The organism is Pseudarthrobacter sp. TE9888, assembly GCF_056279345.1.
This window is the reverse complement of sequence record NZ_JBWBRD010000002.1, coordinates 2900353-2911724: the sequence shown is the minus strand read 5'-3', so window position 1 is coordinate 2911724 and position 11372 is coordinate 2900353. Positions and strand designations below refer to the sequence as shown.

11 protein-coding genes are annotated in these 11372 nt (G+C 68.2%); 4 read left to right on the top strand and 7 right to left on the bottom strand.

The features are described from left to right. Nucleotide 1: 1 nt before the first annotated feature. The 3 genes from ACZ9J7_RS13990 to dusB form a co-directional block, all read right to left on the bottom strand. Nucleotides 2-328, bottom strand: coding sequence for a hypothetical protein (locus tag ACZ9J7_RS13990; protein WP_476210224.1), 327 nt, complete (start codon nt 326-328; stop codon nt 2-4). Between the two features lie 113 nt (nt 329-441). After that, a complete protein-coding gene (locus ACZ9J7_RS13985; protein ID WP_476210222.1) occupies nt 442-1761 on the bottom strand; it encodes a deoxyguanosinetriphosphate triphosphohydrolase in 1320 nt (439 codons plus the stop codon). Further along, nucleotides 1754-2932: a tRNA dihydrouridine synthase DusB gene (gene dusB, locus ACZ9J7_RS13980; RefSeq protein WP_476210220.1), complete on the bottom strand. Its 1179-nt coding sequence runs from the start codon at nt 2930-2932 to the stop codon at nt 1754-1756. Before dusB ends, ACZ9J7_RS13985 begins: the two co-directional genes overlap by 8 nt. A 132-nt stretch (nt 2933-3064) precedes the next feature. On the opposite strand from dusB, the gene ACZ9J7_RS13975 reads away from it, so the two are divergent. Further along, nucleotides 3065-4285: a globin domain-containing protein gene (locus tag ACZ9J7_RS13975; RefSeq protein ID WP_476210219.1), complete on the top strand. Its 1221-nt coding sequence runs from the start codon at nt 3065-3067 to the stop codon at nt 4283-4285. A 26-nt stretch (nt 4286-4311) separates the two neighbouring features. Here the strand turns inward: ACZ9J7_RS13975 and ACZ9J7_RS13970 are convergent, their stop codons facing one another. Next, nucleotides 4312-5718 (bottom strand): YibE/F family protein, encoded by a 1407-nt coding sequence (locus tag ACZ9J7_RS13970; RefSeq protein ID WP_476211859.1) that lies wholly within the window; start codon nt 5716-5718, stop codon nt 4312-4314. 140 nt (nt 5719-5858) lie between these two features. Between ACZ9J7_RS13970 and ACZ9J7_RS13965 the strand changes: the two genes are divergently transcribed. Both ACZ9J7_RS13965 and ACZ9J7_RS13960 read left to right on the top strand, forming a co-directional pair. Next, on the top strand, nt 5859-6641 hold the full coding sequence (locus ACZ9J7_RS13965) for an alpha/beta hydrolase (RefSeq protein ID WP_476210217.1): 783 nt from the start codon (nt 5859-5861) through the stop codon (nt 6639-6641). An 11-nt stretch (nt 6642-6652) separates the two neighbouring features. Further along, nucleotides 6653-7477, top strand: coding sequence for a lysophospholipid acyltransferase family protein (locus ACZ9J7_RS13960; protein ID WP_476210215.1), 825 nt, complete (start codon nt 6653-6655; stop codon nt 7475-7477). A gap of 70 nt (nt 7478-7547) precedes the next feature. Here the strand turns inward: ACZ9J7_RS13960 and ACZ9J7_RS13955 are convergent, their stop codons facing one another. The 3 genes from ACZ9J7_RS13955 to ACZ9J7_RS13945 form a co-directional block, all read right to left on the bottom strand. After that, nucleotides 7548-8585, bottom strand: a complete 1038-nt coding sequence (locus ACZ9J7_RS13955) for a GNAT family N-acetyltransferase (protein WP_476210213.1) — start codon at nt 8583-8585, stop codon at nt 7548-7550. 2 nt (nt 8586-8587) lie between these two features. Next, nucleotides 8588-9973, bottom strand: coding sequence for a glycine--tRNA ligase (locus tag ACZ9J7_RS13950; RefSeq protein WP_476210211.1), 1386 nt, complete (start codon nt 9971-9973; stop codon nt 8588-8590). A 129-nt stretch (nt 9974-10102) separates the two neighbouring features. After that, entirely contained in the window at nt 10103-11092 is a 990-nt protein-coding gene (locus ACZ9J7_RS13945) for a DMT family transporter (protein WP_476210209.1), read from the bottom strand. Between the two features lie 32 nt (nt 11093-11124). Between ACZ9J7_RS13945 and ACZ9J7_RS13940 the strand changes: the two genes are divergently transcribed. Continuing rightward, a complete protein-coding gene (locus tag ACZ9J7_RS13940; RefSeq protein ID WP_141161052.1) occupies nt 11125-11358 on the top strand; it encodes an RNA-binding S4 domain-containing protein in 234 nt (77 codons plus the stop codon). Nucleotides 11359-11372 lie beyond the last annotated feature (14 nt).

Genomic DNA, 11372 nt, shown 5'->3' with positions numbered 1-11372 from the left:
CTCAGGACCCCGAGGACCGGCCATGGACGGTGCTGCCCTTGCCGGGCTGGACCGGTGTGGTGCTGCCGGAACTGCCGTACGTCTTCGAACGGCGTGAGGTGTTGTTCTTGGTGGTCCCGCGGTCGTCGCCGTCGGAGCGGGCCGATCCGGATTGGGGCGTGCTTGGCTGGGTGGTGCTGGTGTCCGTGGCGGGTGTGGTCCTGGCGATCACGGAGGGCGTTGCGGCGTAGACGGCGGATGCCGCTACCCCGGCGGCGGCGAAGCTGCCAACGCCCACGGCCGCGGTGATCCCGGTGGCAAGGCGCTTGCCCCTGCTGCGAGTACTCATGACCAGCTCCCGTTCCTAGCGGCCTGTCTTTCCTCCCATGGTGCGCCTCCTTCCTGTGAAGATGCTTTAAGGAAGCTGTTGATCGGGCGGATGTCCGGCCACACCCGGGCTGGTCACCAGAGCGAGGGCAGGCTTCCCACCAGGCGCTCGTACATGGCCAGGGCGGACCCGTCGGTCAGCGACGCCACCTGGTCGATGACCACGCGAAGGCGCGCGCCGTCGTCGTCCGCCGCCCGCCAGTCCGCCGCGAACATCGGCTCCAGGTGCCGGTCCCCCGTGGCGCTGAGGGCGGTAACCAGGGCGTGGAGCACTTCCCGCTGCCGCTCGTAGATGGGCTGCCGGTGCTCGGTGGTCATCACGAACGTGGTGGCCAAGCCCTTCATCACCGCAATTTCCATGACGGTTTCGTCGGGAACCATCAGTTCTGCGTTATAGCGCGTGAGGTTTTCCGGCCCATAGACGGCGCGGGTGGTTTCCAGGGCGCTCTGGCAGAACCGGCCAATCAGCTGGCTGGTCATGTTCTTCAGCGCGGCCATGGATTTACGGCTGCCATCGGCCTCGCGCACCCAGACGTCCGTGGCCTCCAGCCGGGCCAGGGCGGCATCGATGGCCGCGGGGTCGTTGTGCGGCAGGTACCACTGCTTGGCGTAGCCCACCACGCGGGCGCGGTGGTCCGGGTTGTCCATCCAGCGCAGCTGGAAGTGGCCGGCAACAATCGCGTCCTCCACGTCGTGCACCGAGTAGGAGATGTCGTCCGCGAGGTCCATGACCTGGGCTTCCAGGCAGCTCCGGCGTTCCGGCGCACCTTCGCGGAGCCAGGTGAAGATGGGGAGGTCGTCCTCGTAGGCACCGAACTTGCTGGTCCGCTGGCCGTGGATCACCGGCGCTTCCAGGGCTGACCAAGGGTATTTCGACGCCGCGTCAAGGCTTGCGCGGGTGAGGTTCAGCCCCGCGGGCTGGCCGTCAGCCGTGAGCACCTTTGGCTCGAGCCGGGTGAGCAGGCGGAGGGTCTGGGCGTTGCCTTCGAAGCCGCCGATGGCGTGCGCCACCTCGTTCAGGGCCGATTCGCCGTTGTGGCCGAAGGGCGGGTGGCCGAGGTCGTGGCTGAGGCAGGCCGTGTCCACCACGTCCGGGTCGCAGCCCAGGGCCCGGCCCAGTTCGCGGCCGACCTGCGCCACCTCCAGGCTGTGCGTGAGGCGGGTGCGCACGAAGTCGTCGGTGTCCGGGGCCACAACCTGGGTTTTCGCGCCCAACCGGCGCAGCGCGGACGAATGCAGCACCCGGGCCCTGTCCCGTTCGAAGTCGGAGCGGTACGTGTTCTTGGGCGGTTCTTCCACCCAGCGGGCGGAATCGTGCGTGTCGTAGCCCGGCAGCGCCAGGGCCGCGGTGGGGGTTCCAGTGGACTGGTGCCCGGCAACCGATGCTTCAGCCACCGGACACGTCCAGTTCTGCTGCCGCAATGTCCTTGGACTGGTCCTCGTTGAGTGCCCGGGAGTCCAGCCAGTCCTTGGGCAGGGCCGGCCTTTTCGGCGAGCCGGCACGGCCGCGGGGGCCTTCGGCGTCCACTCCGGGGTAGGGCGAGTCCAGGTCCAGTTCGGCCAGCGTGTCCCGGAGCACCTCCAGGCTGGTCACCAGGGCCAGCCGGGTGCGCAGTTCCCCGCCCACCACATAGCCCTTGAAGTACCAGGCGATGTGCTTGCGGATCTCACGCAGCGCCTTGCCTTCGTCACCGAAGGTCTCCACCATGAGTTCAGCGTGGCGGTACACCCCTTCGGCCACCTGGCGCAGGTTGGGGCGGTGCCGGACGTCGCTGCCTTCGAACGCTGCCTGCAGGTCCCCGAAGAGCCACGGCCGCCCCTGGCAGCCGCGGCCCACCACCACGCCGTCCACGCCGGTTTCGCGGACCATGCGGACGGCGTCCTCGGCGGACCAGATATCGCCGTTGCCCAGCACGGGGATGTCGGGCAGCGCCTCGCGGAGCCGGGCGATGGCAGACCAGTCGGCCTTGCCGGAATAGAACTGGGCGGCGGTCCGGCCGTGGAGTGCGACGGCGGCGACACCGGAGTCGCGGGCGATGCGCCCGGCGTCAAGGTACGTCAGGTGGTCATCGTCGATGCCCTTGCGCATTTTGATGGTCAGCGGAACATTGCCCTTGGAGGCTTCCTTGACGGCGGTCTGCACGATCGAGGTGAAGAGATCGATCTTCCAGGGCAGTGCCGAGCCGCCGCCGCGCCGGGTCACCTTGGGGACCGGGCAGCCGAAGTTGAGGTCGATGTGGTCGGCCCGGTTCTCCTCCACGAGCATCCGCACGGCAGCGCCGACGGTGCCGGGGTCCACGCCGTAGAGCTGGACGGAGCGGACTTTCTCGTCGTCGTCGTGCGAAATGATGCGGAGTGATTCTGGGGTCCGCTCCACCAGCGCGCGGGAGGTGACCATCTCCGCCACGTACATGCCGCCGCCGTATTCACGGCACAGCCTGCGGAAGGCGGAGTTGGTGATGCCGGCCATGGGGGCGAGGATCACCGGGGTGTCAACGGTGAGGGGTCCCAGCTTCAGGGGCGGGAGTTCCAGCTTGGGGGCGGGCGGAGTTGCAGCAACAGTCACCTGTCCATTGTTGCAAAGCCGGGCAAATCGGCGCTTCCGGCCAGTGCCAAAGTACCTGTCCCCCGGTCCGGGCGGCTGTTAGCGTGGCGCGGGGACGGACCACCAGCCAGGACGCTTCAAGGAGACTTACCCATGCTGTCAGAGACCTCGTATCCCGTCATCCGGGCCACCCTTCCCGTGGTGGGCGAGCATATCCAGGAAATAGCGTCCCGTTTCTACCAGCACATGTTCGGTGAACACCCCGAGCTGCTCAACGGCCTGTTCAACCGGGGCAACCAGGCCGATGGCCGGCAGCAGCAGGCGCTGGCCGGTTCGGTGGCCGCGTTTGCCGGTTTCCTGGTCAACGACCCTACGCATCTGCCGGACCACCTGCTGTCCAGGATTTCGCACAAGCACGTCTCCCTGGGCCTGAGCCCGGAGCAGTACCAGGTGGTGCACGACAACCTGATGTGGGCGATTGTGGATGTCCTGGGCGACGCCGTGACTCCTGAGGTGGCGGCGGCCTGGGACGAGGTCTACTGGCTCATGGCCAACATGCTCATCAACAAGGAACGGGGGCTGTACGACGCCGTCCGGCTGAGCCCCGAGACCGTGTGGCGCACCTGGCGGGTGGCCGAGAAGATCCAGGAAACGGACGACGTTGTCAGTTTCGTGGTGGCGCGGACCGACGAGCGCGAAGTCAAGCCCTCCCTGCCGGGACAGTACGTCACCCTCCGGATGGAGATGCCGGACGGCGTCCTGCAGCCACGCCAGTACAGCCTGACGCAGGCCGACGACGGGCAGCACCGGCGCTTCGCCGTCAAGCGGGTGCGCACGGAGGGGGCGCCGGACGGCGAAATGTCCAACCTCCTGCACGACCACGTCAACGTTGGCGACGAGGTCACCCTCTCCGCCCCCTTCGGCGACGTCGTCCTGGAATACACGGACCGGCCCGTGGTGCTGGCGAGCGCAGGAATCGGGATTACGCCCATGGCCGGCATGCTGTCCCACCTGGTCAAGTCCGGCTCGCAGCGGAAGGTCCTGTTCCTGCATGCGGCCGACTCCCCGGCCTCCTTTGCCCTGCGTAACCAGGTGATGGCCGACCTTGCGGCGCTCCCTGACGCTTCCCTTACGTCGTGGTTCCTGGAGCCCGACGGAGAAGGCTCCTCCGCGGGCAGCGGCGGCGGTACGGTGCACTCGGGGTTCATGAACGTCAAGGACATCCCGTTGCCGTCCGACGCCGAGTATTACCTGTGCGGTCCCGTGCCCTTCATGCAGGCCGTCCGGTCCGCCCTGGTGGGGGCAGGTGTCCGGGCGAAGGACATCCAGTACGAAGTCTTCGGCCCGGACCTCTGGCTGGCCGACTACCAGTAGGACAAGAAGCGGCAGTCCGCGCGGGTTCAGCCGCGGTCTGCCCGCCGGCCCCGGCGGGTGGCCGGCTCTTCCCCGGGCAGGCCGCGGGATTCGACGGCGGTGCGCCGGCTGCGCTGCTCAAGGGCGGCTGCGGCGAGCGCCCCGGTATCCGCCACGTCCTCCGGCTGGCTGTGACCGCCGTCGTCCGCGGCCCCCGTTGCCTTGATTCCTGTTGCCTTGACCACCAGTACGGCGATCAGCGTGGTGACCGGAATGGCCAGGACCAGCCCGATGGAACCCACCAGCGTCCGGATGACTTCCTCGGAGAGTTCGGCGCTGGTGAGGGTGTCCATCAGGGGCCGGTCGTAGAGCATGACGATGATCAGGATGGGCAGCGCGGCTCCGGCGTAGGCGAACGCGATGGTGTACACCGTGGACGCGATGTGGTCGCGGCCGATCCGCATGGCGGAGGTGAACAGCTTCCGGGCGCTGCTGGCCGGTGCCAGTTCGTAGAGCTCCCACACGGCCGAGGACTGCGTAATGGTGACGTCGTTGAGGACGCCCAGCCCGGAGATGATGAGTCCGCAGAGGATCACTCCGGAGATGGAGATGTTGGAGGAGGTGTTCACCAGGGTGGCGGCGTCGTGGCTGCCCACGCCGGCCAGGTTGGCGGCGTCCGTGGCCCAGGCTGCGAGCAGCGCGGTGATGGCCAGCCCGAAGACCGTGCCCAGGAGCGCCGTGGACGTGCGGGCGGAGAACCCGTGGGCGAAGTACAGCACCCCGATCATGATCACGGTGGATCCCACCAGGGCGAGCAGGAGCGGCGGTTTGCCCTCCACCAGGCCCGGGAGGAGGAAGTTCGCGAGCACGAAGTATGCGCCCACCAGCCCGATCAGGGCCCGCAGCCCGCGCCACCTTGCAACGGCGATGACCACCACGGCGTAGAGGACGGCGAGCAGGATGATGGGCAGGGTCCGGACGAAATCCACGAAGATGTACGCCGGCGATCCCTGGGACCCGCCGGCCCCCTGGGCGTTGGACAGGTTCAGGTAGCGGATCTGGTCTCCGGGCTTCACCCCGTGGGATGAGGCCACGTCCGGGTTGATGACCACTTTGACCGGGCTGCCGCCTTTGTCCGGCTCGGTGTAGGCGAACGTGCAGGCCGAGCCCTGGCCCGGCGGCTGCTGCGGACCCTGCTGGCTGGTCGCCTGTTGGCCGGGTGCCTGTTGGCCCGGCCCCTGCTGGCTGCTCCCCTGCATGCAGCTCTCGGTCACGACATTCTGGATGGTGCCGGTATCGAAGGTGACGCCGGGGGCGGTGGAATACGGGTTGGCGAGCGACACCCCTTCCTTGCTGCCGGATGGCCAGAGCGCCGCCATCCCGGCCAGGGTCAGCAATGCCAGCGGAATGAGCACAGCGGCCAGGATCCGGTTCGCTTTGCTGCGGGCAGCCATCGCCTGGGGCGTCGGCTCCGAATGATCCAAGGAAGAGTGGGAGTGACCGGCGCCCATCAGCAGTACAACCTCATGGTTGAACTCTACGTGCGGCGCCATAGGGTTTATAAATGGACCATCGGGATGGGGAGGAACCTGGCATGGACAACCGTGGTGGGCATGGGGGCGGCAGCAATGGAGCACCTGGGAAGGGCGGCGTGCAGGCCGGGCAGGTGGCGGGTGTTTCCGCCCACCAGCCGTTCCTGAGCGTCCTTGAAGCATCAGGCAACACCCAGGGCGTGGTCCTGGTCCTGCACGGCGGCAAGGCCCACAGCCGGGATCCGGTGGAGGCCCGGCACCTGAGCCCGGCCAGGATGGTCCCTTTCGCCAGGCACCTGCATCGTGCCGGCAGGAAGCAGGGACTGGCGGTGTGGTCCCTGCGCAACAGCGTCCGCGGCTGGAACGGCCCGGACATGTCACCGCTGCAGGATGCCCGCTGGGCGCTGCAGCAGATCGCGGACCGCCACCCGGGCGTTCCCATTTTCCTGTTGGGCCACTCCATGGGTGGGCTGACCGCCGTGTGCGCGGCCGACCATCCGCAGGTGGAGGCCGTAGTGGCACTGGCACCGTGGCTGAGCCCCGAAACCCCTGCCCACCGGGTCGCCGGCAGGAAGGTGTTGATCGTCCATGGCACCACCGACCATATGACCAGCCCCTCGCAGTCGCTGGCTTTTGCCCGCCGGGCGTCCGCTGACGCGGCGAGCATGCAATACGTCTCGCTCAAGGGCGTGGGGCACTTCATGCTCCGGAAGGTCCGTGTGTGGCACACCCTGGCGACCGGGTTTGTCATCAAATCCTTCGCCGAGAGCACGGGCGCCGGCGTCCAGCCATCCCGTGCGTTCGTGGAGCTGCTTCCCGAGTCCTCCGTCCACGTCACCCTGTAGGGACCGGTCCCGTGACGTGGCGTCCGCCGCCCAACGACCGCTTCTACCGGCTGATCGTCCGCACGGGCCAGTTCCTCCGCTGGGCCCTGCAGCTGGACCTGCATGCCACGGGAGTGGAGCACCTGCCCAGTCCCGGGCGGCGGAAGGGGCCATCCCGGCAGGCGGTCCGCGGAGAAGGGGCCGTTTTTGCCGTGACACACTTCGGGTACGTCGATTTTGCCGTGCTGGAACTGCTCCTGTGGCGCCATGCACGCGCCCAGTTGCGGTTCCTGGTGCACCAGGGCGCAGCGGACCACTGGCTGGCCGGCCCGGCCATCAGCGCCAGCGGCCATGTGGTGGTGGGCTATACGGGCCGTGCAGACGCTTACGCGGCCGCGGTTGCCAGGCTGCGCGAGGGAGAATACCTGGCAGTGTTTCCCGAGGCGGGGGTCAGCAGGAGCTTCACGGTCCGTGAATGCCGTACGGGGGCTGTCCGGATGGCGGCGGAGGCCGGTGTTCCCGTCATTCCGGTGTCCATCTGGGGCGCCCACCGCATCCTGACCCGGGGGCACGGCTTTTCCCTCCGGCGCAGCTGGCGGGCGCCCGTCCGGATCCAGGTGGACGCGCCGCTGGTATATGCGGCCGGCGTTGACGTTGAGGCGGCAACCGAAGCTTTGCGCAGCACCCTGCAGGCGGGAATCGACCGCTGCATCGCCGGCTTTCCACTCCGGCCGGAGCCCGGAGCCTGGTGGATGCCGGCGCGGCTGGGTGGTGGCGCGCCCACGGATGCCGAGCGGCAACTGCTGGACGCTGCCGACGCCGCGGCGGGCCGCCGTCGAGCGCCCCGCAGCAGGTAGGCGGCTTAAACGGCAGCGCCACGCGCCGTCCGGGAACGGCACGCGGCGCAAATCACCGGACGGGCGACGCCTAGTCGGAAACCACCAGGGTTTCGGCACCCGCCAGGCGGGCCTTGCCGCCTGCCAGGAGGGGCTCGACGGCGGCGCGCAGCGCGGTCATCGAATCGTCCAGTTCCAGCATGACGGGGTGCTGGTAGGCGATCAGGGCGAGCATGTCCCGGACAGCCTCGGCCGCGTCGTCGGCATCAAGCGACGGCTCGTGCCCAACGAATACGTCCGTGGGACTGTCCGGCCCGGCGCCCGTTTCCGCTTGCGGTGCGTCGTCAGGGCCGGCAGGGGCTGCATAGCTGACGGCGAACGCCCGGATGCGGCCCTTCTTGCTGGGTGCCACGCCCTGGCCGAACGCCGATTCCGGCTGGGCCCGCAGCACGATGGCGCCGTGGGCTCCCGTGAGCTCATCCAGGAAAAGCTTCTGCACCTGGCCCACGGACAGCACACCGGGTGAGTCCCAGCCGTGGATGGAGGTGTAGTACCGGCCCACCACATCGGTCAGCTCCACCGAACCGGTGGCCAGGTCCATGACGATATCGGAACCGGCGTTTTCACCGTCAACCGGGCGGCCGCCGTGGTCCTTGTCCGGGAAGACGGGCAGCCGGAGGGCTCCAGGCTCCACGACGACCAGCCGGGAACGCTGGATGGGCGCCAGCCCGGCAGCCTCGGCGAACGCGGCCCCGGGAGTGCCCGGTTCCACCTTGGCACGGAGCTTGGAAACGCCCGACGGCGCGTGTTCGGCTTCGCGGCGCAGCATGGCCAGGAGGGTGGCGCCGATCCCGTTGCCGCGGTGGTCCCTGGCGACTTCGATGTAGGTCCAGAGGCGTTCCGGGTGCAGGGACGCTTCATAGACGACACCGGCTGCGACCGGGATGCCGACGCCGTCAACCACGTCCTCGGCCACGATGCAGCGGCGCCATGGCGTGCCGTTCCCTCCGTTGGAGGACACGGCCAGGGCGCCACGGAACTGGCGGGCCTGGGCGGTCTCGGGGCCGCCCCAGATCTCCAGCAGCGCGAGGTCGTCGCCGTCCCGCCATTCGCGGTATTCGATGGCCACGCTCAGGCGCCGATCAGCCGTGCCGCCAGGTAGCCTTCCACCTTGTCCAGGGAGACGCGTTCCTGGCTCATGGTGTCCCGCTCGCGGATGGTGACGGCCTGGTCCTCGAGGGTGTCGAAGTCCACCGTGATGCAGAACGGGGTGCCGATCTCGTCCTGGCGGCGGTAGCGGCGGCCGATTGCACCGGCGTCGTCGAAGTCGATGTTCCAGTTCTTCCGCAACTGGGCGCCGAGGTCCTTGGCTTTCGGGGACAGGGCCTCGTTGCGGCTCAGCGGCAGCACGGCGGCCTTGACCGGGGCCAGGCGCGGGTCCAGCTTCAGGACGGTGCGGACATCCACGCCGCCCTTGGCGTTGGGGGCTTCGTCCTCGGTGTAGGCGTCCACCAGGAACGCCATGAAGGAACGGGTCAGGCCGGCCGCGGGTTCGATCACGTACGGGGTGTAGCGCTCGTTGGTGGCCTGGTTGAAGTAGCTCAGGTCCGTCCCGGAGGCTTTGGCGTGCGTGGACAGGTCAAAGTCGGTGCGGTTGGCGATGCCTTCCAGCTCGCCCCACTCGGAGCCCTGGAAGCCGAACCGGTACTCGATGTCCGTGGTGCCCTTGGAGTAGTGGCTGAGCTTCTCTTTGGGGTGCTCAAAGAAGCGCAGGTTCTCCTCGCGGATGCCCAGGCCGGTGTACCAGGCCATGCGCTCCTTCATCCAGTACTGGTGCCACTCTTCGTCCGTGCCGGGTTCGACGAAGAATTCCATTTCCATCTGCTCGAACTCGCGGGTGCGGAAGATGAAGTTTCCGGGCGTGATCTCGTTGCGGAAGGACTTGCCGATCTGGCCGATGCCGAACGGCGGCTTCTTCCGCGAGGTGGTGAGGACGTTGTTGAAGTTCACGAAGATGCCCTGCGCGGTTTCGGGCCGCAGGTAGTGCAGGCCTTCCTCGCTGGCCACCGGTCCCAGGTAGGTCTTGAGCAGGCCGGAGAACTCCTGCGGCTCGGTCCACTGGCCGCGGGTGCCGCAGTTGGCGCAGGCGATGTCCTTCAGGCCGTTCTCGGCGGGCCGGCCTTTCTTTTCCTCGTATTCTTCCTCGAGGTGGTCTGCCCGGTAGCGCTTGTGGCAGGAGAGGCATTCCACCAGCGGATCGGAGAAGACTTCGACGTGGCCGGAGGCTTCCCATACCTGGCGGGGCAGGATCACCGAGGAGTCCAGGCCCACCACGTCCTCGCGGCCGCGGACCACGGACTGCCACCACTGGCGCTTGATGTTTTCCTTGAGTTCGGCTCCGAGGGGCCCGTAGTCCCAGGCAGAGCGCGAACCGCCGTAGATCTCACCGGCCTGGAACACGAAGCCCCTCCGCTTGGAGAGGGAAATGACCTGGTCGAGGACGGATTTTGCTGCCATGGGTAACTCCAATTTCTACAGGGCCGCTGGGTGCGGTCCGCGGGTTGTCAGGCCCCGGCTGCCATGTGCCTGCGGCACAGCGGCAACGGGTCGGGGCGGATGAAGGAAGATCGTGGAAAAGCTTGTGTCCTAGCGTACCGGCCGCTGCCTGCGCAGCGCGCCCCGGGGCCAGGGCAGTGTGGCCAGGATGATGGCGCCGAGGGTGAGCAGGGTTCCCAGGACCGTGGCCGGCGCTACGACGGTTCCCGGGGCCGGCAGGGCAAGGTCCAGGGCCAGGGAGCCGAGCAGTTGGCCGGCGATCATGCCCAGGCCGGTGACCAGTACGCCCAGGCTGCGGACCAGCAGGGCGCCCAGCCCAATGAAGACGCAGCCCATGGGCCCGCCCAGGTAGTACCACCACTCCCCCGGCAGCGGGTTCGCAGGGCCGGCCACGGCCAGCTTCACAGCGAACGCAATCCACAGCACAACGCAGCCGGCCACAAAGTTCACCAGGGTGGCGGCAATGGGGGTGCCGTAGTGGAGGGTGGCGGTACCGTTCATGGCCTGCTGGAAGCTCATGAGGAATCCCGCCGCCACCGGCAGCAGGAGGGGAACCAGCAACCCGGCCGCCCCGTCCCCGGAACCCGCGCTGCTGAACCTTGGAGAGACCGCCCAAGCCACGGCGGCGATGGTCAGGATGCAGCCGATGATGCGGATGGCGGTGACCGACTTCTTTCCGGCCGGGCCTATGCCCAACCGGTCCACCAGGAGGCCGCTGACGGTCTGTCCGGTAACTGTGGCCACGGTGAACAGCGCCACGCCGAGGATGCCTATGGTGAAGGACTGGGCAAAGACGAACAGTGCTCCAATGGCGCCGGCCACCACGTAGATGCGGGGAAACGCGCGGCTGCGGACCGCCGGGATGATGGCGGCCAGGCCGGCCCGGCCCCGTGGCAGCACCAGGGAAATGGTGAGCATGACCAGCAGGCCTGTGCTGAAACTCACGGCCGCCGCAGCGATTCCGTCGTCCAGGCGTGCCCCCAGGGCACCATTGATGCGGCCCTGGACGGGGATGGCCAGGCCGGAACCCACGGCCAGGGGCAGGCCTGCAAGTGCCGGCAGGCGGGAAGGGGAGGTCATTGAATCCACCTTAGTTCAGGCATTATTGCTCTATGAGCAACCCCATTGAGGACGTCCCCATCCGCGACACCATGATCAGGCTGGGCCAGCTGCTGAAGCTGGCCAACCTCGTTGAGGACGGGGTGGAGGCGGCGGAGCTCATCAAAAATGGGCTGGTCAAGGTCAACGGCGAGATCGATGACCGCCGGGGCCGGCAGCTCCACAACGGGGACACTGTCGCCGTCAATGGCCAGACCGTGCGGGTCGTGGCACCCACGGCCGACTAGCCGCGCGGCTGCCG

Coding starts and splice junctions, on each gene's coding strand:
- ACZ9J7_RS13990 (WP_476210224.1), bottom strand. CDS start 328: ATGAGTACTCGCAGCAGGGGCAAGCGCCTTGCCACCGGGATCACCGCG.
- ACZ9J7_RS13975 (WP_476210219.1), top strand. CDS start 3,065: ATGCTGTCAGAGACCTCGTATCCCGTCATCCGGGCCACCCTTCCCGTG.
- ACZ9J7_RS13970 (WP_476211859.1), bottom strand. CDS start 5,718: ATGGCTGCCCGCAGCAAAGCGAACCGGATCCTGGCCGCTGTGCTCATT.
- ACZ9J7_RS13965 (WP_476210217.1), top strand. CDS start 5,859: ATGGACAACCGTGGTGGGCATGGGGGCGGCAGCAATGGAGCACCTGGG.
- ACZ9J7_RS13950 (WP_476210211.1), bottom strand. CDS start 9,973: ATGGCAGCAAAATCCGTCCTCGACCAGGTCATTTCCCTCTCCAAGCGG.
- ACZ9J7_RS13945 (WP_476210209.1), bottom strand. CDS start 11,092: ATGACCTCCCCTTCCCGCCTGCCGGCACTTGCAGGCCTGCCCCTGGCC.
- ACZ9J7_RS13940 (WP_141161052.1), top strand. CDS start 11,125: ATGAGCAACCCCATTGAGGACGTCCCCATCCGCGACACCATGATCAGG.